The following is a 22,208-nucleotide window of genomic DNA, read 5'->3' as shown; positions in this document are numbered from 1 at the left end:
GGGGTGGCCGGGTCTGAAGAGCAGGCTATGTCGAACATGGGTACAGGTAAACGAGTGAGCAGATGACAGATATTTCCGCGGCGCCGGCCTGCAGCATCGGGCTGCCGGTCTACAACGGCGAAAACTACCTGGAGCAGGCCATTCAATCAGTGCTGGCGCAGAAGTTTCAGGATTTCGAGCTGATCATCTCCGACAATGCCTCAACCGATGGCACCGAGGCGATCTGCCGCCGCTTTGCAGAGCAGGATCCGCGCATTCTCTATGTGCGGCAGCCGCGCAATATCGGCGCCGCCAAGAACTACAACTACACATTCCACCTGGCCCGCGGCGAGTATTTCAACTGGCTGGCCCATGATGACATTCTGGGCCCCGGCTTTCTGTCGGCCTGCCTGCAGGGGTTCGAAGAGCATGGGGACGGGGCAGTCCTGGTCTATCCGGCGTTCAGGTATATTGATGAAACCGGGCGGGAAGCCGCGGCAAAGGCGGCGTCCTGCGTGGAGACCTCTGCCCGCACACCGGCCCGGCGGCTTTATGAAACGCTGGAGCAGCTGGGGATCGTGACCTCGGTTTTCGGGATGTTCCGCCGGGACATGCTGGCCCGCACGCGCCTGATCGGCAGCTATATCGCATCGGATTATGTGCTGCTGGCCGAATGCGCCCTGCTGGGGCATATCGTCCGGCTGGACTGTGCGCCGCAGTTTCAGCGCAGGCTGCATAAGGATGGCTCGCAACGGGCCAACAAAACGCCGGATGCGGTGGCGAAATGGTTTGACCCGGATGCGGTTGCGGATCCGCGCCCCGCACGCCGGCTGTCGCGGGAATATCTGAACTCGCTCTGCCTGACCCCGGGCCTCTCGGCGCCGGACCGGCTGGCGGCCCTGGTCACGCTGGCCGTGCAGCGGGTGAAACTGAAGCTGCGGGCCCGCAAGCGGCAGAGGGTGCGGCAGCGGCTGAAGAAGCCCGCGTTCTGAAGGCGTTCAGCCTGCTGCGGCCCGCCTTCGCCGGCAGGTCTGCGGTCCGCAGCTGCGCAGGCAACGCGCCTGCACCGGCGGCCCAGGTGCCGCCCGGCCTGTAAAGCTGCGATTCGCGATTGCGGGCCTTTTGTCTGCCGGGCCGGACACCGCTCTTTCCCGGACAGCGGTCAAGCGGTTCTGCAGGCTGGCTTTTTGCTTGCGGAGTTGCCGCAGGCCCCGCTTCCCGGGTGTGACACGGGGCAGGATAAACCGGCTCCACTGTTACAGAACAACCCCGCTTTTTCCCAGACTTTCAACGCCCGCGCTTGAGCGGGTTCCTGCCGTTGCGCGGTTATTTGCGGACGGTTTACGGGGCGAACGGCTGAAATAAGCCGGCTTCCCGGCCGGATTTGATCGGCCCTTTCCGCACAGGCCGGCGGCAACTAGGTCGCTGCCAGGTTTTTACCAGTCTGCTTTCCGGCGGCGAGGGAACAGAGATATCTGCAGCGCCCGGGATCTGTCCCGGTGCTTCAGGCCCGTCTTCAAGCTCCGCCTCCGGTCAGTGCTGTTTCGGAATGTAAGAGTGTTGGCCGCGCCACTCCGCGGCTGATCGCCAGTGAAAGGAAATCACATGACCGTTTGGCATTCGTCTGACCTCGGCTGGTCCGCGGGTCAGGATGTCTCCAGCGCGTTTGCGTCGCTGCTGTCGAGCAAAAAGTTCAAAGCCGGCGACACGCTGGTTCTTGAGGACACCTTCAAGATCTCGGGGTCGAACCTGCGGCTGCCGGACAATTTCACCCTGACCGCCGAGCAGGGCGCGGGCCTGGATGTGCGCACCACCTCGGCCACCGACGCCTCGCCGCTGTTCATCCTGTCCAAAGGGGTGACGGTGGACAACGTGACCTTCGACGTGGTGAACGCGCCGAAGACAAGCTACAACGGGATCCTTCCTGCGGCCGGCCAGGACTACCACAAAAAGCGGGTTCTGGCTGTCGACGGCGACGGGGTCACCGTCAAGGACAGCGCCTTCTCGGGCAACGTGTCGATGCATATCGATGTGCGGGGCGGCAACGGCCTCACCGTTGACAGCAGCCTGTTCGAGGGCGGCTTCTACCAGCTCCGCGTCGTGTCCGGCGATGGCGCCACGATTTCGGGCAGCCATTTCCGCAAATCGCTGGGCGACGGCATCAAGACCGAGAGCTCCGTATCCGGTGACGGCCCGTCGGGCATGACGGTGACCGGCAGCTTCTTTGAAAGCAACGCCCGCGACGGCCTGGACACCGCCGGCGGCTTCCGCAACGGCACGGTTCTGGATTCGGTGTTCTACAACAACGGCGTGAGCGGCATCGACATCAAGAGCTCGTATCACGACAGCACGGATTTCAACCCCGACAAGTGGAACACGAATATCAACATTGATGGCAGCCAGTTCATCAACAGCCCCAACGGCATCGTTGTCAGCGCGGTCGACAGGACCGGCCTCTTGAATGCAGGCAACGCCAAGGCGATCCCCCATGACATCCATGTCAGCAACTCGATCTTCGAGAACACCGCCTCGCAGGGCGGGCGGGCGTTCCTGATCAAGGACGGCTACGACATCACCTGGGAGGGGATTTCCCTGCTCGGCAATATCAGCGAACTGCGCTTCATGAACGTCTCAGGGCTCAACCTTTCCGGCACCAATGTCGGCGGCGACATCGAAACCACCGGCGCGCCGCGGAAACTGTCCGTCAGCGAGCTGTGGTCCGGCTCTGCCGGCCCGGTTGCAGGCGGGGAGACAGGCGGATCCGGCGGCGGCACAGCGCCGGCACCCGAACCTGCGCCCGAACCGCAGCCTGAACCGCAGCCCGAGCCCGAGCCCGCTCCCGAACCTGAGCCGCAGCCCAGGCCCACCCCGGATGAAGACACTTCCGGCCCGGCCGGCAGCGGCGAGATGCTGTTCCAGCGGTCGGGCGCGATGGAGTTCGACGGAACCGCCGCCAAGGTGATCGAGGTGGCGCCGTCCGCCGGCACAAATGCCCAATCCGCAACGGTGTCCTTTGCGTTCAACGCGGATAAGGTCAGCGGCAGCCAGGGGCTTGTGTCCAAGGACGCCCGCGGCAGCACCGTGAACGACGGGCATTTCACCTCCTACATCAAGGACGGCACATTGCACGTCCGCTACCAGGAAGGGTCTGCCTCCAAGACGCTGAAGATGGACGGCATCAAGGCGCACACGGACTATGACGTGCGCACCAGCTTCGGCGACGGCCAGGTGTCCCTGTGGGTCAACGATGTGCTGGCCGACAGTGCTGCCTTCAAGGTGGACTGGATGGACAACAAGGAATACCTGCAGATCGGCGCAAACGGCTGGGCCAGCAAGTCCGGCGAGGCCGGCTTCGTGGCGGCCTTTGACGGCACCATCTCGGACGTCGGGATCACCGAAGGCTTCAACACCGCAGCGGCAGTCTCCGGTGCGGACGGCGGTGAAACCGGCACCGGCAGCACGGATGCGGACAGCAGCACCTCTGCGGCACCCGAAACCGGCACCGGCACGGACTTTTCCGTGGAAGACACCGGCAGCCAGGAAGCAGGCACCACCCTGCCGGCGCTTGCAGACATCTTCGAGCTGGATGGCCCGATGGAGTTCAACGGCACGAAGGGCTCGGTGCTGGAGTTTGCACCGGACCAAGCGCTGCAGGCGGAGGCCGGCAACATCGCCTTCACCTTCAATGCCGACACGGTCAGCGGCCGCCAGGGGCTGGTCTCGAAGGATGCCTATGGCGCCGATGTCAACGACGGGCACTTCACCAGCTACATCAGCAATGGCAAGCTGTTCGTGCGGTTCCAGGAAGGCGATGCGTCGGAAACCTTCGAAGTCGCCGGCATTGAGGCGGACACCGATTATTCGGTCAGCGCCAGCTTCGGCGGCGGCAAGGTTGCGCTGCGGGTGAACGGGGAACTGGCCGGAGAGGCGGACTTCGAGTTCGACTGGCTGGACAACGCCGAGCACCTGCAGGTCGGCGCCAACGGCTGGGCCAGCAAATCGGGCGAAGCGGGCTTCACCGATGCCTTTGACGGCACCATCAGCGATTTTGCGATTGCCACCGGCAGCGCGGCGCTGAGCGACGACTTCCTGCTCGTCTGATACCAAAGCGGTGCAGGATGCGTTCCTGCACCGCAGCTTCCTGCGGCGTTAATTCCCCGCAAACCCCTGCGAGCCCCTAGCGCCGCAGGCCAGGCCGGAATAACAGTATGTCATATGCTTCAGGTTCAAGGTCCAGCATGGCGATTCCTTCGTTCTTTATATCAGTTTGCGCAATGTGGATTTCCGCATTTTCTTTATGGTTGTTTTTCGGGTTCACATTGATTCCTTCGGTTGCAATCGGTTTTCTCATTTCCATTGCCCTGTTTTTCTTCGCCCTTTTTCTGGGCAAAATTACTTCAATTAAATCAATATCTTCCGAGGTCCGCGGACGTATTCCAGGGGAATCCAATTAAACCGGTGGCGTTTGAATTTTCCGCCGCGGCTTTCAGCAGATATTCCTAAAATTTTACCTTGGCAGAACGGCGGCCGGACGGCATACTTGTACCGCGGCCTGCTTGCAGTGTGTTCCAAAGGCCGCATGTGAGGGGTCTGGGGGGACTGATTTTCACAGATTCAAATGCCCATCCCGCCTGTTTTTCAGGGCTGGATTATTTGTTTCGGGCAGCCGGTTTCTGTGCCCTCCCTGTATGGGTTTAGTAGACGGTTACAAGTTAAATGAAAAATGGTGTTATGTTAAAGGTTGCCGCCAAGAGGTATTATTACCCTGGCGGAGAGGGGGAAAATCTTTCGGGGGCGTTCACCCGCACAGCGAAGCGGCGCGCCTACCTGATTTCCAAACGTGCGGCGGATATCCTGATCAGCCTGGCTTCCCTGCCGCTGCTGCTGGGGATTTGCTGTGTTCTGCTGTGCCTGAACCCCTTCCGGAACCCGGGACGGCTGTTCTTCCTGCAGCAGCGCTGCGGCCGCAACAGGCAGGGGTTCACAATGATCAAGTTCCGCACCATGACCCGCAGCGGCGCAGGCTGCCGGGGGGCGGATGATCCTTTGGAGACATCCCGCATCACCCCCCTGGGGCACTGGATGCGCGATACCAAGCTCGATGAGCTGCCGCAGATCCTGAATGTCCTGATGGGGCAGATGAGCCTGATCGGCCCGAGGCCTGAAATCTTCTCCTTTGCCGAAACCTACCGGCAGGCCATTCCCGGATATGACATCCGCGAAACGGTCAAGCCGGGCATGAGCGGCTATGCGCAAGTGACCCAGGGCTACACCGATTGCATCGAGATGGCCCGGGAGAAACTTGAGCTGGATGCCTACTATGTCCGCAACATGGGGTGGCGGCTGGATCTTTTCGTATTAGTTGCAACAATCAAGATCGTGTTTGGCTGGCCGTCGCGCCTGTAACGAAAGCAGTCTTGTGCATTGTGATTTGGTATTGGTTTCAGTGAAGCTGAGCGGGGCGGCCATGGCGCGCCCGGCCGGCGTCTTTCAGAAAACAGGGCGGCCGCGGCCGCCGCATGTTCCCGGCAATTCCGCCCCGCGCCGGAGGCGCATTTCCGGACATTGCCGGAGGCCGTCATGAAAAGCCTGAAGCTGGCCCTGCGCCTGCTCACGCCGGCGGAGCGCAAGACGGCGATGCTCATCATGCCGCTCATTATCCTGAGCGGATTTGCGGACATGGTGGGCGTTGCAATGATCTTCCCCTTTCTCAAGGTGCTCGGCGAACCCGGGCTCATTCAATCAAACAGCTACTTGTCATACGTCTACACCAAGGGCGGTTTCAGCAGCGCCGATGAGTTCATTTTCGTGCTGGGCAGCGTGTTCTTCGTCATGCTCATCGCCACCGCGGGGCTGAAGATACTGACCGTCTATGTCGCCAACCGCTGGCTTGAAGGGCGCATTCACAGCCTGTCGAAACGCCTGCTGGCGGCTTATCTCAAGCAGCCCTATCCGTTCATGCTGCAGCGCAACAGCAGCGAGCTTGTGGCGAATATGCTGTCGGAGACGGCCCGCATCGTCTCGCAGATCTTCCGGGCGTTTTCAGAGTTTGTGGTCTCGGCCGTGACATTGTTCTTCCTGGTGGCGCTGCTGCTGGTGATCAACCCGTCGGTCACCCTGCTGGCGATGGGGACATTCTCCGGGCTTTATGCGGTTCTGCTGCTGTCCGTGCGCCGGATCTCAACCCGGCTCGGCCAGACAATCCTGAGCACCAACCGCAAACGGCACCGGCTGGCAATGGAGGCGCTGATCGGCGGCAAACAGGTCCGGCTGCTGAACCGGGAGCGGAACCTGGTGGAACGGTATTCGGAGCCGTCGTCCGGCTATGCCAATGCGACTGCGCTGTCCAACACCGTCCGGATGGCGCCGCGGCACATCATCGAATCCGTGGCGATCGGCGGCACTGTGCTGCTGACCCTGTTTCTGTCCGCCCGCAGCGGCGGCACCGGCAGCGCCGCGATGGCCAGTATGCTGCCAACGCTCGGGGTCTTTGTCCTGGCGCTTTACCGCATGATGCCGGCGTTCCAGAAGGGCTATAACGCGTCCGTTTCCCTGCGGCTGAGCAGCGCCTCCGCGAACTCCATCCTGGAGGATTTCAAGAGCGCGGAAGACCTGCCGCCCTTGCCCGGCGCGGTTGTTCCCATGCGCTTCCGGGAGAGCATCGAGTTCAAGGATGTGTCCTTCCGCTATCCCGGCGCGGAGGAAGACAGCCTGAAAAACGTGACCTTCACGATTGCAGCGGGCATGTCCGTGGGCATTGTCGGCCGGACAGGGGCCGGCAAGACAACCCTGATGGATCTGATCCTGGGGCTGCTGGAACCGGACAGCGGTGAAATCCGGATTGACGGCCGCAGGCTGTCGCACAGCGAAATCCGGTCCTGGCGCGCAAATGTCGGCTATGTCCAGCAGGACATCTACCTGAGCGATGCCACGGTGGCGCAGAATATCGCCTTTGGCGTCCCCGAAGCGGATATTGATGCCGGGAAACTGCAGGCTGCGGCGCGCATGGCGCAGATCGACGATTTCATCCTCAACGAGCTGCCCGATGGCTACGAAACCTTTGTCGGAGAGCGCGGGGTGCGGCTGTCCGGCGGCCAGCGGCAGCGCCTGAGCATTGCCCGCGCCCTTTACCCTGAGCCGGGAGTCATCGTGTTCGACGAGGCGACCAGTGCCCTCGACAACGCCACCGAGGCGCAGGTGATGGCGGAGATCTCCAAGCTGGCGGGCTCGCAGACGCTGATCATGGTGGCCCACCGGCACACGACGGTGCGCGACTGCGACATCATCCTGACGCTGGAGGACGGGGCGCTGGCATCCATCGCCGATTACGACAGCCTGTTCGGGGCCGGCGCGCATATCACCGTTGCAGCCGGGGGGTGATCCGATGAGCCTTGCCAAAATCCGGGCAGGCCAGGACCGGGCAGGGCTGTGGCGGCCGGGAGGCGGCCGATGATACGCGTGGCGTTCGGATCGGTGCCGAAAGACAGCGGAACCTTCACCTTCTACCGCAACATGCGGCCTGCGCTGCTGGAGCATGGCATTGACCTGCGCTGTGTCGCGGCGGGCCGCGATCAGGCCAGCTTGACCGATCCGGCGTTTGCCGATGACGGATGCGTCCTGCTGGCTGCAGGAAGCACAAGCCTGAAGACGCAGGCCCGCGCCTTTGCTGACTGGTGTGCGGCCGAACAGATAGACGCGGTGTTCGGCGTCAACTCGCCCGCCATCCTGAGCGCTTTGCCGCATCTCCCCGCACATGTGCGGGCCCTGGCCCGCTGCGCCAACGGGTTCGAGGAAGGCTACCGGCTCACTCTGGTTGGCCAGGAGCGGCTGGCGCGGATCGTGGCGCTGACGCCGCGGCTGCAAGAGGACCTGATAACCGGCTACGGCGTCAGCCCGGACAAGATTGCCCTGATCCCCAACGGGGTGCCGCCGGAACGGTTCGCCGGGGCGGCCCGGGCGGTGCGGGGCAGGGGCGGCGTCCTGAAGCTGGGCTTCCTTGGCCGGCTGGAGCACCGGCAGAAAGGGGTCATGCACCTGCCTGCCATTCTGCGCCATCTCGAAGACGCCAAGGTGCCGTTCCAGCTGCGGATCGCAGGGCAGGGCAAGGATGAGGCGGACCTGCGCCGGGCGCTTGCCGGGCTGGCTGACCCGGGCGCCGTGCGCTTCCTCGGCAGCCTGACCCCCGGGGACATCCCGGGGTTTCTGGAAGAGACGGATGTCTTTCTGTTCCCGTCGCATTTCGAAGGCTGCCCGAACGCCTTGCTGGAGGCGATGGCGGCCGGCGCTGTCCCGGTTGCCTGGCGGCTGCCGGGCATCACCGATTTCCTGATCGAGGCAGGCCAAACCGGGTTCCTGGCGGAGACTGGCGGCACTGCGGAGTTTGCCAAGCATATCGAACGCCTGGCACGGGACCGGGCGCAGCTGCAGGCGATGAGCCAGGCCGTATCGGCAGCCGCCCGCAGCCGGTTTTCGCGCGAAACATGCGTGCATGCCTATGCCGGGCTCTTTGAGGCGGTGATGTCGGAACCGCCGCCGGACTGGCAGCCTGTGCCCTGGAGCAGTTTTCAGACGCCTGCGCTGTTCCGGCAGCACCCTCTGGCCCGGTTCCTGCCGGCAAAGCAGCGCAAGGCCCTGCGCGGCGTCCTCAAGGGGCTGCGCAGGCGCACGCCCCCCGCCGCTCCGGACCAGGCGGCGCGGCCGCGGGTCTTTCAGATCATCAACAGCATCGACATGAAACGCGGCGGCGCCGAGCGGATGGCCCGCAGCCTGCACGGCCAGCTGCAGTCGGAAGGGATCGAGGCGCATCTGGTCTCGCTGGAGGGCTTCGGGGAGGGCGGCGTGCCGGAGGGGGCGGTGTCGCTTGGGGTGAACAGCCCCTATGACCCGCGCGCCTTCAGCCGGCTGGCGGCCTATGCCAGGCGGCACATCCGCCCCAGCGACGTTGTGCATGCGCATCTGTTTCCCGCCAGCCTGTACCTGTCGCTCCTGGTGCGGGCCGGCGTGGTGGGCGCGCCGGTGCTCTTCACCGAGCACAGCACCTCGAACAACCGCAGGTCCGGCCTGTTCGGCCGGGCCATCGACAGGCAGGTCTACGGCGCCTTCAAGCAGATCATTGCAATCAGCCAGGGGGTCAGCACCGAGCTGAGGAAGGCCCGCCCCTGGGTCAAGGGGGTCACGGTGATCCCCAATGGCTGCCGGCTGTTCTTCGACAGGCCCATCCGGCGGGCGCCTGAAACTGAGCCTTTGACCCTGCTGTCGGTCGGCCGCCTGACCCCGGCCAAGAACTACGGCGCGGCCCTGGAGGCGCTGGCGCAGCTGATGCCCTGCAACCTGCGCTATGTGATCGCCGGCGATGGGCCTGAGCTTGAGGCGCTGCGCAGCACCGCCGCGCGGCTTGGCGTCTCCGAAGCCGTGGAGTTTGCGGGATATGTGCCGGACATCCGGGCGCTGCTGCAGGAGGCGGACATCTTCCTGATCCCCTCCTTGTGGGAAGGCTTCGGCCTGGCGGCAGTGGAAGGCATGAACGCGGCTTTGCCCGTCATTGCCTCTGATGTTGCGGGCCTGCGCGAGGTTGTCGGCCCCGACGGCCAGGCCGCCCTGCTGGTCGATCCGGGGCAGCCTGCCAGCATCGCGGAGGCAATCCGCCGCCTGGCTGCATCCCCGGACTTGCGCAGGCAGCTGGGGCAAAACGGCTTTGAGCGGTCGCAGAGCTTCAAAATCGAAGACTTCGTGAGCGCCCATCTGAATTTATACGCAAAAGTGAGGCACGGCTATGGCCTATAGACCTCACCGGACAACCCCGGGCATCGGCCTGTTTGCGGTCTTCGTGTTTGTCCTCGTTGCGGTGCCCAAGCTGAATATCAAGCTGGGCCCGGTGCCTGTCTACATGATCGACCTGCTGATCCTGATGCTGATCCTGAAGGCGCAGAGCCTGCCTGCGGTCCGGGGGCGCCGGATGTTTTCCACGACCGTCAAGGTGATCCTGTCTCTGGCACTCGCCAGCGAGCTGATCGGGGTTCTGACCTTCGGCACCTTGCAGGATTCCCTGTATATCTCCATCCGCACCTGCCTGGCCTTCAGCGTGTTCTTCCTCACCGGCCTGATGGTGCGGACGCCGCAGGATGTGTCCGTGATTTTGCGCGCAGCAGTGCTGGGGATGCTGGTCACCGCGTCCTTGATGATCCTCACGTCGCTGCCGATGACGCGGGTGCTGGTTGTGGACCTGGTGTTTTCGAGCAAGTTCCTTGAACCCGCCGCGGACGGGGTGGGCGCGAATTACAGTGCCGGAGACAGCGGTGTCCGCGGCCGGACCCTGGTCGGGGTTTCGATCCTGGGCGCCTCATTCATCAATGCGTGCTGGCCGCTTGCGGCGCTGCTGCTGCGCTGGCCGTGGCGGCTTGGGCCGGTCTGGCGGGGCATCACGCTGACCGCCTGCCTGCTGGCGCCGATGGGGGTTGTGATGAGCTATTCCCGCGGGCCGATCCTGGGCAGCCTGCTCATCCTGCTGATGGTGCTGCTTTACGGGTTCAAATATGTGCGCCGGGGGATTTTGCTGCCGGTCGCGGTCAGCACCACCGTCGTTCTGGCCGTGGGCATTTCCTCCCAGCTCTTTTTCTTCGACCGCCTGTCCAACCGCAGCCAGGCGATCCTGGAAAACCCGTTCCAGGACGAGCGCGAAAGCGAGCGCATCCTGGCCTATATCGAGCCGTTCCAGCACATTGCAGAGAAGCCGCAGTTCCTGCTGCTGGGGCAGGGGATCACCGTCAGGTATTCGAACACCCGGGCGGTCCCGGAGCAGGCCGGCAAGGCAACCCATGCCGCATTTGCGATGGCATATTACAGCTATGGGATGCTGGCGGCGCTCCTGTACGGCGGCCTGATGCTGAGGGCGCTTCACGTCACCGGGCGGCTCGCCGGGCGCAAAAGCTCGTTTACGGGATTGCTGTCGCAGTCGCTGCTGCTGTCCGTCGTCGCCCTGCTGCCGTGGTTTGCGTTCGGGCATGCGCCGGTCTCGACGCCGCGCGGTGCAATGCTTTTCTTCCTCGTCATTGGACTTATTTCGTCTCTTGCGAACTTTATTGAAGTGCCGCGGCAGGCCAAACCAGCGAAACGGAGGTCTCATGCCCAGCATCGTGCTCCTGCTTTCAGATAAGCGTTCTGGCTCAACGATGTTCCAGGACGAGATCTGCCGGCATCCTGCCGTTCAGACCGTGCCCTATTCGCCGCATTCCAATCTGGAGACCCACTGGTGGCTGACGGCCGCGGTGCTGCTGCGGCGCCCGGACCGGCTGTTCAGCTCGGGGCAGGCATATGGCGGCTATGGCAGCCGGGCGAATGCGCGCGCCTATATGGTCGATCTGCTGGCGCGGTGCGTCCCGGATTTCCAGCCCCCGGAAGACGACCGGGCGCTTGTCTTCGAAGGCTGGGAAGCCCTGTGCCAGGCCTATGCGCGCCCGGTGTTCTTTGAAAAATCGCCGCAGTTCCTTGCCCACTGGGCGGCGCTGAGCCTGATCCTGGAATGGATGCAGGCCACCAAGCTTGATGTGAAGATCGTGGCCATGGTCCGCAACCCGCACGGCACGATGTATTCCGCCGCCGCGCTGTTCGGCACGGACCCGGACAAGCGGCAGTACGGCTGGCTCGAAATCTGCCGCAACCTGCTGGCTTTTGAACAGATGCTGCCCGAAGGCAGGCTCCTGACGGTCCGCTATGAGGATCTGGTGCAGGCGCCTGTTGACGGCTTTGCCGGAATCTGCCGGTTCATCGGCATAGAGCCCGACCCCCGGGTCGGCTCCGGCACACATGCGAAATCCTCTGAAAAATGGAAGCAGGACGGCCGCTACACTTTGCAGCTTGATCCCGCGGTTCAGCAGATCGCCCGGCACTTCGGCTACAGCAGCGCAGACCTGGCCAACCCGCTGGAGGCCGGTGCAGGCGGGCCGCTGAATACGCCCAAGCGCCGGTCGCCCCGGCTGCGCGTCAACCGGCTCAGGGACAGGTTTGTGCAGCCGGTCCTGCTCCGCTTGCGCAGGGCCTTTGGCCGGAAACGGGCAAAAGACGATTCACTTAGGAACCCAGGTGTGGAGTCATAATGAGTATCAACAAACAGGTATTGGTGACAGGCGGCGCAGGTTTTATCGGGTCTCATCTGATCGACCGGCTGATAGCGGATGGCGCCGACGTCTTGTGCGTCGACAATTTTTACACCGGAACAAAACCGAACATCTATCACCTGAAGAACAACGTGCATTTCGAGCTGATACGCCACGATGTCACGTTCCCGCTCTATGTCGAGGTGGACGCGATCTACAATCTCGCCTGCCCGGCCTCTCCGGTCCACTACCAGCACGACCCGATCCAGACCACGAAAACCAGCGTGCATGGCGCCATCAACCTGCTGGGGCTGGCCAAGCGCCTCAAGTGCCCGATCCTGCAAGCCTCCACCAGCGAAGTCTACGGCGATCCCAAGGTGAACCCGCAGCGGGAGGACTACTGGGGCAATGTCAATCCGATCGGCCCGCGGTCCTGCTACGACGAGGGCAAGCGCTGTGCGGAAACGCTGTTCTTCGACTATCACCGGCAGACCGGGCTGGATGTCAAAGTGGCGCGCATCTTCAACACCTATGGCCCCAGAATGCATCCCAATGACGGGCGCGTGGTGTCGAATTTCATCGTGCAGGCGCTGAAAGGCGAGCCGATCACGCTGTTCGGAGACGGGATGCAGACCCGGTCGTTCTGCTATGTCAGCGACCTTGTCGAGGCGATCGTGCGCTTCATGGGGGCGGGCCCCGGCTGCCATGGCCCGATGAACCTGGGCAACCCGGTCGAGATCACCATCCGCGAGCTGGCGGAGCGGGTGGTGGAAATGACCGGCTCGCAGTCCGAGATCGTTTACCGGCCGCTGCCGCAAGATGACCCGATGCAGCGCCGCCCGGATATTTCGCTGGCCAAGCGCGAGCTGGACTGGGCGCCCTCGGTTCCGCTGGAGGAAGGGCTGAGCAAGACAATCAGCTATTTTGACGGCCTGCTGTCCGGACCGGACGCGGGTCTCGCCAAGGCGGCCCGATGAGCCCGTTTGAGCGCGCCCCCGCCACCCTGGGCGTTGTGGCCATCAGCTACAACGAGGAAGAGGATCTGCCCGGGTTTCTGGCCAACCTGATCGGCTGGGTCGATGAGATCATTATTGTGGATGACGGCTCGACCGACCGCACCGAAGAGATCTGCGCGGCGGCGGGCGGCAACGTCCGGTTCCTCCGGTCGCCGCGCGAGCCCGGCGAATATTACAGCGATCAGCGCAACAAGGGCATCGACGCCGCCGCCAGCGACTGGCTGCTGCATATGGATATCGACGAGCGGGTCTCCCGCGAGCTGGCCGGCGAAATCCGGGACGCCATCAAGAATGAGCAGATGGACGGCTACCGGTTCCGGCGCCTCAATCATTTCATGCACCGGCCGATGCAGGGCGGCGGCTGGCAGGACTGGAACCTGATCCACCTGGCCCGGCGCGATTTGTTCCGCTTCGGCGGCATGTTCCATGAGACCTGCCACCTGGATGCGCCCGCGCAAAGGGTCGGCCAGCTCAGCGGCAAGATGATCCACTTCAACGAGCATAACTTCGAAAAGCGCCTGAAGAAGAGCTCCACCTATCTGGAGGAGGTCGTCAAGCACGTCGAGGAGAGCAAACGGCAGATCCGCGGCTGGCAGATCCTGTGGGCGCCGGCCAAGGAATTCCTGAAGAAGTACTTTTACAAGAAGGGGTTTCTTGATGGCACGCCGGGGCTGATTTCGGCGCTGCACTCGGCCACGGCCGTCTTCCGCGCTTATGCGCTGGTGTGGGACCGGCAGAACCGCATTTCGCGGGCGGAACTGGAGCGGCAGGTGTCCTGGGCGGCTGCGGACCGCAATGGCTGACGCGCCGCCAAAGGTCTCGGTGGTGGTGCCCACGTATAACCGGGGGCACCTGATTTGCGAGGCGCTGGACAGCGTGCAGGCGCAGACCTTCCGCGACCTGGAAATCATTGTCATCGACGACGGGTCGGAGGATGACACCGCGGCACGGGTCAGCGCCTGGGCAGAAACGGTGCCGCTGCCGGTGGTGTATGAAAAACAGCCGAACGCAGGCGGCAATGCGGCCCGCAACCGCGGCATAGACAGGGCGCGCGGCCGGTTTGTCGCCTTTCTGGACAGCGACGACCTGTGGCATCCGCAGAAGATCGAAAAGCAGATGGCGCGGCTGGCAGCGCGTCCGGAGTTCGGGGCGGTCTACTGCGGCCTGCGGGAAACCGATGCCGAAAGCGGCCGGGTGATCGCGCAGCCGCGCCATGCCTTCCCGGAAGGCGGCCTGCTGAACGCCTTGCTGGTCAGCGATGTCACCGCGCCGACCTCGGCTTATCTTGCCGAACGGCGGCTGCTGATCGAGGCCGGCAAATTCGATCTTGAGCTTGCCGCCCGGCAGGACTGGGACATGTGGATACGCCTTGCCGGGCTGGCCCCGATCGGCTGTGTTCCGGAGGTTCTGGTGGATTTGCGCCAGCATCCGGGGCCGCGGACCGTTTCGGATCCGGCGCGGGAGCTGCGCGCGCACAAGCGGATCCTGGACAAATACGCGGCGCTGCGGCGGCGCCGCGCCTGGTGGCTGCCGCTGGCGGCCCGGGCAAGCTTTCACCGCCGCACCGGGCGTGTCCAGTTCCACTACCTGGGCAGGCGCGGGGCCGCCATCCGCCACTATCTGACTGCGATTGCGCTGTGGCCGTTTGCGGCGGATTCCTGGGCCGCCCTGCTTGGCGCGTTTCTGCCCGCGGGGATCCGCGGCCGGCTCCGGCGCCGCTGGAACAGCGTATTCGGGAGGACATTTCTTGCAATCCGCAACCATTGAACGCGCAGGCATGATCCCCGGGCAGGGGCTGCGGGTTGCCTGTTTCGCCAATCAGTTCGGCGACCGGCAGGGGCATGGGCTGGCCCGCTACGCGCGGGAGCTGCTGGAGGCGCTGCGGAGCGCGGGCGGGCCCGAGATCATCCCTGTTGCCGGATGGTCGGGGCTGGAGCCGGAGGCGCTTGCCGCGCGCCAGCAGGAGACCGGGCTGAAGCTCACCGGGCTTGGCCGCCGCGGCACCTCGCTGCTCTGGACGTTTCTCGGGCGCCCGTCCCTGGAGGCCTGCCTGGACGCGCCGGTCGATGTGGTCCACGCCGTCTCCCTCGGCTACCCGGTGGCCACCCGGAAGCCCCTGGTGGTGACAATTCACGACCTGGGCCCGTTGATCCGCCCGGACTACTTCCGCAACACCCGCCCCTGGGTCATGCAGCGCAGCCTCGACCAGGCGGTGCGGCAGGCGGATGTCATTGCCTGCGTGTCGCAATACACCGCCGAAACCGTCCGGGAGTATGCAGGCCCAAGCGTCGAATCCCGGCTGCGGGTTGTGCTGGAAGGCGTTTCGGAGGCGTTTTTCACCCCGGCGGACCCGGCGCTGCTGCACCGGTTCCGCTTGCCGCCCGGTGTCCCGTTCATCCTGTCCGCGGGCGCCGCCAGCCCGCGCAAGAACCTGGCCGGCCTGCTGCGGGCGATGACGGTTCTGGGCAGCAGCATCCCGCATCATCTGGTGCTGGCCGGCGGCGCAGGCTGGGACAGCGGGGAAATTGCCCAAGCGCTTGCCGCACCGGCGCTGCGCAACCGCGTGCACAGCCTTGGCTACGTGTCCGACCCGGAACTGCGGGCGCTGTACCAGGCGGCGGATCTGTACGTGCACCCGTCGCTGTTCGAAGGCTTCGGTCTGCCGGTTCTTGAAGCCATGGCCAGCGGCACCCCCGTGGTTGCCTCGGACCGGACCTCGCTGCCCGAGGTGGCGGGCGAGGCAGGATGCCTGTGCGATGCTTCGGACCCCGAGGCGCTGGCCGCCGCCGTCCTGCAGGTCTGCGGCTCCGAAGACCTGCGCGCCCGCATGGCGGCGCAGGGCAGGCGCCGGGCCCGGCAATTCAGCTGGTCAAGCTGCGCCCGCACCATGGCCGGAATTTACAGTGATGCAGTGTCGTGAGGTGCGAAATCCCATGAAGCTGGTTGTAACCGTCAATTCCTCCTTCAACATTGTCAATTTCCGCTCCGGCCTTCTGCGCGCGCTGATGGCGGCGGGCCACGAAATCACCGTGCTGGCCCCGCGGGACGATTACACCGAGGCAATTCTCAGCGATATCGGCTGCAGGTATGTGGAGCTGAAGATGGACCGCCGCGGCACCTCGCCTGTGCGGGAGGCCGGCTGCCTCAGGGCGATGATCGGGCATATCCGGGCTTTGCGGCCTGACGCCATCCTCAGCTACACGATCAAGAACAACCTCTATGCGGGGCTGGCGGCGCGCCTGACCGGGACGCCGATCATCCCGAATGTGACCGGTTTAGGCTCTGTGTTCTCCGGCAAGGGCCCCTTGGCCGCTTTTGCAGCCCGGGTGTACCGCCATGCCTTCCGGGCCGCTCCCATCGTCTTTTTCCAGAATCTTGAGGATCAGGAGCAGTTTCTGCGGGCCGGTCTGGTTGCGTCCGGAACCGCGCGGATCCTGCCCGGGTCGGGGGTCGACCTGGCGCGGTTCACCGCCTCCCCGGTGCCCGGGCGCCCGGAGGCGCCTGTCTTCCTGCTTGTGGCCCGGCTGCTGTGGGAGAAAGGTATCGGGGAATACGCCGAGGCGGCGCGGCAGGTGCGCAAGGTCTTCCCCAAGGCTGTTTTCAGGCTTGCCGGCGGCCTTGAAGCGCCGGGCCAGGCAGCGGTGCCCAAGGCGGTGCTGTCGCAATGGCAGGAGGAGGGGATCATCGAATACCTCGGCCGGCAGCGTGACATCCGCCCGGTTATCGAGCAGGCAACCTGCGTGGTCATGCCCAGCTATTACCGTGAGGGGACGCCGCGCGCGCTCCTGGAAGCCGGGGCCTGCGGACGGCCGGTCATCACCACAGATACAGCCGGATGCCGCACGGTGGTTATCGACGGGGAAAGCGGCTTTCTGGTGGCGCCGCGGGACAGCCTTGACCTTGAGCGGGCGATGCTGCGCATTGCCTCGGCGCCGCAGGACATACTGCAGAAGATGGGCACCGCCGGCCGCGCGCTTGTGGAGCGGCAGTTTGACGAGAAAATCGTGATCCGCGCCTATACCGAGGCGATTTCAGAGATCGCGGGCACGCTGGAAAATCCGGAGACGCTCTAAAAAACTGCGCTGCGGAGGAACGGCCTCCGCAGCGCAGGAAAATCATGGCCCGTCCGGATCTGCAGGCGCAAATTCAACGCCGCCGGACGGGCAAACCGCCGGACGGGCGGGTCAGAACAGGAAGTCGCCTGCCCCGATGTCCGATGCCTGCAGCCCTTGCAGCAGGATGGTGCCTTCACCGGTGTCAATCAGTGTATTGCCGCCCTGGCTGCTGATCTCCAGATCGCTGTAGCTGTCTGCGCTCTGGCCCAGCCCGCTCAGGTCGATCACGTCGGTTCCGGAGTTGAAATCCAGAACCGTGTCCTGGCCGTGGCCCGCGGTGAACACAAAGGTATCGCTGCCGGTGCCGCCTGTGATCTGATCGGCGCCCTTGCCGCCATTGAGCGCGTCGTCGCCCCGGCCGCCATACAGGAGATCCCTGCCGCTGCCGCCTTTCAGGACGTCGGTGTTGCTGCCGCCATAGACGCTGTCATTGCCGCTGCCGCCAAAGACCTTGTCCTTGCCGGCGCCGCCTTTGACAATGTCCTCATCGGCGCCGCCTTTGAGCCGGTCTTTGCTGGCGTAGCCAACCAGCATGTCCTTGCCCTCGAGCCCCTTGATAATGTCTGCGTCTGCCGTGCCGTGCAGAGTATTGTCCTGCGCGTTGCCGGTCACCAGATTGGGGTCCTCGTCCGGCGCAGGTTCGGGCGAAGGTTCCGGATCGGGCTCCGGTTCAGGCGCAGGCGTTGTGCCGCCGCCAGTGCCGCCGCCGGTCTCCCCGCCTGCAACCGGGCCGGCAGAACCGGACCACAGCTCGCTGACGGACAGTTTCTGCGCCGCGCCGGTGGTTTCGATGTCGCCGCCGACATTGGTGCCGGAAAGGCTGAGCCCCGAAGCGTTCATGAAGCGGTACTCGCTGATATTGCCGAGCAGGGAAATCCCCTCCCAGGTGATGTCGTAGCCGTCCTTGATCAGGAACGCCCGCCCGCCCTGCGAGGCGGTGTTTTCGAAGATCGAGTCGCTGACATGGATGTCATGGGGGATCGCCTTCGCGTTGCCTGCATTCAGAAGACCGGTCCTGTCGACGGCGCTGACAACGATGCCGTTGGGGCTGTTGATGAACTGGCTGCCATCAATGTTGATATTCGTGTTCCACTTGTCGGGGTTGAAATCCGTGCTGTCGTGATACGAGCTCTTGATGTCGATGCCGCTCACGCCGTTGTTGTAGAACACCGAATCCAGAACCGTGCCGTTGCGGAAGCCGCCGGCGGTGTCCAGGCCGTCGCGGGCGTTGCTTTCAAAGAAGCTGCCGGTCACCGTCATGCCCGACGGGCCGTCACCGGATACGGAGCTCTCGGTCTTGATGCCGTCGCCCAGCGATTTGCGGAAATGGCTGCCCGAAATCGTGGCGCCATCGCCGGACACGACGCGGAGCTGGTAGAAGCCGCCCTCGAACAGGCTGCTGTCAACGGTGAGGCCGTTGCCGCCCCGCACATCGATATGCATCGACACGTTGCCCGAGAAGGCGCTGTCCTTGACGGTGACCCCGTCGCCGTCGACAGCCAGAACCCGCTTTTTGTGGTAGTCCTGGCCCGCCGCAGGAAGGATCCCGTTGTAGCTTGTCTTCGGCGCGTTCACCACGTCGAAGGTCACGTTGTCCACCGTCACCCCTTTGGACAGGATGAACAGCGGCGAGGCGTCGGTGGCCGAGGTGGTGCGCACATCCAGGCCCGCGCCCTGCTCGGCGGTCAGGGTGAAATTGTCCGGCAGCCGCAGGTTCGACCCCGAGATCTTGAAGGTGTCTTCAAGAACCAGCGTGTCGCCGGCTTTGAACTTTTTGCTCGACAGCAGCGACGCAAACGCGCTGGAGACATCCTGACCCGCGGACCAGCCGAGGTCAGACGAATGCCAAACGGTCATGTGATTTCCTTTCACTGCAATCAGCCGCGGAGTGGCGCGGCCGACCCTCTTACCTTCTGAGACAGCACACACCGGAGACGGGCCTGGAAACGGGCCTGAAGCATCGGGACAGGTCCCGGGCGCTGCAGATATCTCTGTTCCCTCGCCGCCGGAAAGCGGGCGTACTGCTGAATTTGCCGCGGCCTATCGCGCAAAAGGGTTAACAGGAAGCCGGGAGCAGCTTGATGTCAGAAAAACGGCTTTTTTCGGCCAATTCCGCGTTTGGCGTCCGCAATGAACCGCGCAACGGCAGAAAGCCGCCGAAAGGGGCGGGCCAATGGATCGACAAATTGACCGCAATCGGCACAATTGCCGGCCTTTTTTGGGACGGCGGCATTCAGAGGCACCGGGCAGCAGCGCTGCTTCAGCCCGCGCGGGCCTCTCGCTGCCGGACACTGTGCAGCAGGCGCGGCGCCATTCCGGAACCGGCGCCCCCCTGCAAGGCGTCCTGCAGCCCGCCGCCTTGTGCCCCGGAGCTGCCGGATACGGCCCGCGGGAACCCTGCCCGGCCGCCGCCCTGTCCCGGTGCGGCGCTTCCGCCGAGGCCCTGCGGCAGCCGCCCGGATTGCCCGGACTTGGAATCCGTCGACTTTGCCACATAATTATGGATTGATGGCATTTATGGCGCTCCCAGGCTTGCCATGGAGCGCGCGCGCTAAGCGGCCAAGTGTGATTTGGGTTAAGGGGTTTTGGTGTATGTACGCAAGACGGTCAGAGTTTGGGGATCATGCCCGGCCCAAGGAATCCTTGCCAGACTACGAAGTCTACAGCCTGCCGCGGGACGGCGAGGCCGACCAGACCTTGGACACCCGCAAGATGGCGCTTGCTCTCTGGCGCGGAAAGCTGCTGCTGGCGGCCTGTGCCGCCGCCGGGCTTATGGCCGGGTTCGCGCATGTCAGCCAGCAGGAACCGGTCTACCGCGCGGTGACCAGCATCCTCTATGAGCCCGAGCGGCTGCAGATCGTCGATATCTCTGAGGTGCTCGTGGAGCCGGATACCGGGGCCGGCATCGGCAACCAGGTTGAAATCCTCAATTCCACCACCCTCTTGGGCAATATTGTCAGCACGCTTGGGGAAGACACGATCCTGCGGGACGGAAAGGACAACGGCGAGGCGCCGGAAACCGGCGGGGTCTGGGACGCGGCCGCCGCCTGGCTGCTGGATGCAGCGCCTGATCCCGTTTCCAGCCAGCTGGCGCGGCTGGGGCTGCGTGCGCAGCCGGAAGCCGGAGACACAGCACCGGTCCAGACAGAAGAGGAAGCGCGGCAATCGGCGGCGCGGGATGCCATCAGCTATCTGCGGGACAACCTTGAGATCGAGGTCATCAGCGGTTCCGGGGTGATTGAGCTGTTTTACAGCTCTGCAGACCCGCAAAAGGCCGCTTTGATCGCCAACACGATCAGCGAGGAATACATCGCCTTTCAGAAAGTGTCGAAAAACCAGGACGTGCTTGCGGCCATCGACCTTGTCAGCAACCGCATCGAAGAACTCAGGCAAAGCGTCGTGGAATCCGAGCGGAACCTGGAGAACACCCGCCTGGACCTGGCCCGGCGGCGCGCGCAGAGCGCGGAGATGACCGGCATTCAGCTGGCGGCGCACAATCAGGAACTTGCCGCCATCCGGCTGCGCCTGTCCGAGTCCCGCGCCCGTTTTAAACGGGCCGCAGCGGCGCTGGCGGAAGGAACGGATCTTTGGAGCGTTACGGAATTCCGGGAATCCGAACTGATCACCGATTTCCGCAGGCGGGAGATCGAAATCCGGGAAACCATTGCGCAGGAGCGCGCCATCAGCGGCAGCGTCGTGACACCGTCCAGCGTGCGCAGCGCAGCCTTGCTCGGGCAGGCGCAGCAGAGCATCCGTGAGGAAGCGGCCTATATCGTCGCCGCACTTGAGTTCGAGGTCGCGTCTCTGGAACAGCGGGAGCAGCAGCTGGAGCAGATGGTCCGGGAGCTGGAAATCACCTCGATCGAGCGGACCGCGGACGAGCTTTTCATCTCCCGCCTCGAGCGCGAGGTTCTCGCCAACCAGACATTGCTGCAGACCTTTGTGGTGCGCCAGAAGGAAATATCCGAACAGGCCAACCTGCAGTCGGCCGATGCCCGCGTCCTGTCCAAGGCCGAACCGCCTTCCTACCCGGACCGGCAAGCCAGCAACCGCGTTCTGCTTGCGTCCAGCGCCGGCGCTCTGTTCATCTGCGCTCTGTTCCTGCTGCTGCGGGAGCGGATGAACAACTCGGTTCGCGATCCGCGCGACCTGGCGGAAATCACCCCTTACCCTCTTCTGACATCGCTGCCGCTGACCGGCAGGCGCAAAAGCCTGCAGAAACGGGCGCGGGAATTCATGAACCGCCCGAAATGCCTGCTGGCTGAAAGCATACGCAACCTGCGCACAAGCCTGCTTTACAGCGATCCGGACAACCAGCCGCAGGTTGTCATGCTGACCTCCTCGGTGCCCGGCGAAGGCAAAAGCGTCACCTCGTTTCTGACCGCTTTGGCCAGCCAGCACACCGAACACGATACCATTCTTGTCAGCTGCGACCTGCGCGATGCGTCCAATGCCCGGATCTATTCGAAATTCCCGAGGCTGGTCCCGTCCAAGTCAGGCACCGGGCTGGTCGGTTACCTGCGCAATGACTGCAGCCTGGAAGAAGCGCTGGCGGTGCACCCGGAATCCGGGCTGCATATCCTTGCCGCCGGAAAAAAGGAACGCTTCCAGGAAAGCCCGGCGGACATCTTGTCCTCCCCCCGGTTTGCCCAGATGATTGAAGCCCTGCGCGAAAGATACAAACTGGTTATTCTTGATGCTCCGCCTGTGCTGGTGGCGGCGGATGCCCGGCTTCTGGCCAGGATGTCGGATTCCGTTGTCTACCTGGTGCATTGGAACCGCACGTCCAAGAACGCCGTCCGGGAAGGGCTGCGCGAGCTGCGCTCCGTGAACAGCCCGGTTGCCGGCTGCGTGCTGAGCCTGGTGTCCCAATCCAAAGCCCGGAGATACGCGGATAATGAGTTCATCTATAAACAGCACTATGCGGGCTATTACAGCTAGCGGACCGGGCTGCCTGCGGTGATGAAGGTCTGCCACATAGTGGACAATGCCCGTCCTGGCGTCGG

At 64.0% G+C, this 22,208-nt stretch carries 15 protein-coding genes; 13 read left to right on the top strand and 2 right to left on the bottom strand.

The window, feature by feature from the left end:
- The first annotated feature begins 62 nt into the window (after nt 1-62).
- Both ACXAED_RS00775 and ACXAED_RS00770 read left to right on the top strand, forming a co-directional pair.
- Entirely contained in the window at nt 63-971 is a 909-nt protein-coding gene (locus ACXAED_RS00775; RefSeq protein ID WP_475046131.1) for a glycosyltransferase family 2 protein, read from the top strand.
- 613 nt (nt 972-1,584) lie between these two features.
- A complete protein-coding gene (locus ACXAED_RS00770; RefSeq protein WP_475046129.1) occupies nt 1,585-4,080 on the top strand; it encodes a right-handed parallel beta-helix repeat-containing protein in 2,496 nt (831 codons plus the stop codon).
- Between the two features lie 76 nt (nt 4,081-4,156).
- Here ACXAED_RS00770 and ACXAED_RS00765 read toward each other — a convergent pair whose 3' ends face one another.
- Entirely contained in the window at nt 4,157-4,330 is a 174-nt protein-coding gene (locus tag ACXAED_RS00765) for a hypothetical protein (RefSeq protein WP_475046128.1), read from the bottom strand.
- A gap of 380 nt (nt 4,331-4,710) precedes the next feature.
- Here ACXAED_RS00765 and ACXAED_RS00760 point away from each other — a divergent pair, with 380 nt between their 5' ends.
- The 10 genes from ACXAED_RS00760 (at nt 4,711) to ACXAED_RS00715 (ending at nt 17,160) form a co-directional block, all read left to right on the top strand.
- Entirely contained in the window at nt 4,711-5,385 is a 675-nt protein-coding gene (locus tag ACXAED_RS00760) for a sugar transferase (protein ID WP_475046127.1), read from the top strand.
- Between the two features lie 174 nt (nt 5,386-5,559).
- Nucleotides 5,560-7,359, top strand: coding sequence for an ABC transporter ATP-binding protein (locus ACXAED_RS00755; RefSeq protein WP_475046125.1), 1,800 nt, complete (start codon nt 5,560-5,562; stop codon nt 7,357-7,359).
- Nucleotides 7,360-7,428: 69 nt separating this feature from the next.
- Nucleotides 7,429-9,762 carry a glycosyltransferase family 4 protein gene (locus tag ACXAED_RS00750; RefSeq protein WP_475046123.1) on the top strand — a complete coding sequence of 778 codons (2,334 nt, stop codon included), beginning with the start codon at nt 7,429-7,431 and terminating at the stop codon, nt 9,760-9,762.
- The gene (locus ACXAED_RS00745) at nt 9,752-11,131 is read left to right on the top strand and encodes an O-antigen ligase family protein (protein ID WP_475046122.1); all 1,380 of its coding nucleotides are present in this window, start codon (nt 9,752-9,754) and stop codon (nt 11,129-11,131) included. The genes ACXAED_RS00750 and ACXAED_RS00745 overlap by 11 nt, the downstream gene beginning before the upstream one ends.
- Nucleotides 11,100-12,071 carry a sulfotransferase family protein gene (locus ACXAED_RS00740; RefSeq protein ID WP_475046120.1) on the top strand — a complete coding sequence of 324 codons (972 nt, stop codon included), beginning with the start codon at nt 11,100-11,102 and terminating at the stop codon, nt 12,069-12,071. The genes ACXAED_RS00745 and ACXAED_RS00740 overlap by 32 nt, the downstream gene beginning before the upstream one ends.
- Nucleotides 12,071-13,048 carry a UDP-glucuronic acid decarboxylase family protein gene (locus tag ACXAED_RS00735; protein ID WP_475046119.1) on the top strand — a complete coding sequence of 326 codons (978 nt, stop codon included), beginning with the start codon at nt 12,071-12,073 and terminating at the stop codon, nt 13,046-13,048. The genes ACXAED_RS00740 and ACXAED_RS00735 overlap by 1 nt, the downstream gene beginning before the upstream one ends.
- Nucleotides 13,045-13,890 (top strand): glycosyltransferase family 2 protein, encoded by an 846-nt coding sequence (locus ACXAED_RS00730; protein ID WP_475046118.1) that lies wholly within the window; start codon nt 13,045-13,047, stop codon nt 13,888-13,890. The genes ACXAED_RS00735 and ACXAED_RS00730 overlap by 4 nt, the downstream gene beginning before the upstream one ends.
- On the top strand, nt 13,883-14,854 hold the full coding sequence (locus tag ACXAED_RS00725; protein WP_475046116.1) for a glycosyltransferase family 2 protein: 972 nt from the start codon (nt 13,883-13,885) through the stop codon (nt 14,852-14,854). Before ACXAED_RS00730 ends, ACXAED_RS00725 begins: the two co-directional genes overlap by 8 nt.
- Entirely contained in the window at nt 14,835-16,007 is a 1,173-nt protein-coding gene (locus ACXAED_RS00720) for a glycosyltransferase family 4 protein (RefSeq protein WP_475046115.1), read from the top strand. The genes ACXAED_RS00725 and ACXAED_RS00720 overlap by 20 nt, the downstream gene beginning before the upstream one ends.
- A gap of 13 nt (nt 16,008-16,020) precedes the next feature.
- Nucleotides 16,021-17,160 (top strand): glycosyltransferase family 4 protein, encoded by a 1,140-nt coding sequence (locus ACXAED_RS00715; protein ID WP_475046114.1) that lies wholly within the window; start codon nt 16,021-16,023, stop codon nt 17,158-17,160.
- 111 nt (nt 17,161-17,271) lie between these two features.
- Here the strand turns inward: ACXAED_RS00715 and ACXAED_RS00710 are convergent, their stop codons facing one another.
- Nucleotides 17,272-19,059, bottom strand: a complete 1,788-nt coding sequence (locus ACXAED_RS00710) for a right-handed parallel beta-helix repeat-containing protein (RefSeq protein ID WP_475046113.1) — start codon at nt 19,057-19,059, stop codon at nt 17,272-17,274.
- A gap of 786 nt (nt 19,060-19,845) precedes the next feature.
- Between ACXAED_RS00710 and ACXAED_RS00705 the strand changes: the two genes are divergently transcribed.
- Nucleotides 19,846-22,143, top strand: a complete 2,298-nt coding sequence (locus ACXAED_RS00705) for a GumC family protein (protein WP_475046111.1) — start codon at nt 19,846-19,848, stop codon at nt 22,141-22,143.
- The last annotated feature ends 65 nt before the right edge of the window (nt 22,144-22,208 follow it).

It is taken from the genome of Leisingera sp. ABM4_103, from assembly GCF_056158685.1.
Note: the sequence above shows the minus strand (reverse complement) of the source record. Positions and strands in the feature narration are given on the sequence as shown.

Coding starts and splice junctions, on each gene's coding strand:
- ACXAED_RS00760 (WP_475046127.1), top strand. CDS start 4,711: ATGTTAAAGGTTGCCGCCAAGAGGTATTATTACCCTGGCGGAGAGGGG.
- ACXAED_RS00715 (WP_475046114.1), top strand. CDS start 16,021: ATGAAGCTGGTTGTAACCGTCAATTCCTCCTTCAACATTGTCAATTTC.
- ACXAED_RS00755 (WP_475046125.1), top strand. CDS start 5,560: ATGAAAAGCCTGAAGCTGGCCCTGCGCCTGCTCACGCCGGCGGAGCGC.
- ACXAED_RS00765 (WP_475046128.1), bottom strand. CDS start 4,330: ATGAGAAAACCGATTGCAACCGAAGGAATCAATGTGAACCCGAAAAAC.
- ACXAED_RS00750 (WP_475046123.1), top strand. CDS start 7,429: ATGATACGCGTGGCGTTCGGATCGGTGCCGAAAGACAGCGGAACCTTC.
- ACXAED_RS00725 (WP_475046116.1), top strand. CDS start 13,883: ATGGCTGACGCGCCGCCAAAGGTCTCGGTGGTGGTGCCCACGTATAAC.
- ACXAED_RS00710 (WP_475046113.1), bottom strand. CDS start 19,059: ATGACCGTTTGGCATTCGTCTGACCTCGGCTGGTCCGCGGGTCAGGAT.
- ACXAED_RS00745 (WP_475046122.1), top strand. CDS start 9,752: ATGGCCTATAGACCTCACCGGACAACCCCGGGCATCGGCCTGTTTGCG.
- ACXAED_RS00740 (WP_475046120.1), top strand. CDS start 11,100: ATGCCCAGCATCGTGCTCCTGCTTTCAGATAAGCGTTCTGGCTCAACG.
- ACXAED_RS00770 (WP_475046129.1), top strand. CDS start 1,585: ATGACCGTTTGGCATTCGTCTGACCTCGGCTGGTCCGCGGGTCAGGAT.
- ACXAED_RS00735 (WP_475046119.1), top strand. CDS start 12,071: ATGAGTATCAACAAACAGGTATTGGTGACAGGCGGCGCAGGTTTTATC.
- ACXAED_RS00775 (WP_475046131.1), top strand. CDS start 63: ATGACAGATATTTCCGCGGCGCCGGCCTGCAGCATCGGGCTGCCGGTC.
- ACXAED_RS00730 (WP_475046118.1), top strand. CDS start 13,045: ATGAGCCCGTTTGAGCGCGCCCCCGCCACCCTGGGCGTTGTGGCCATC.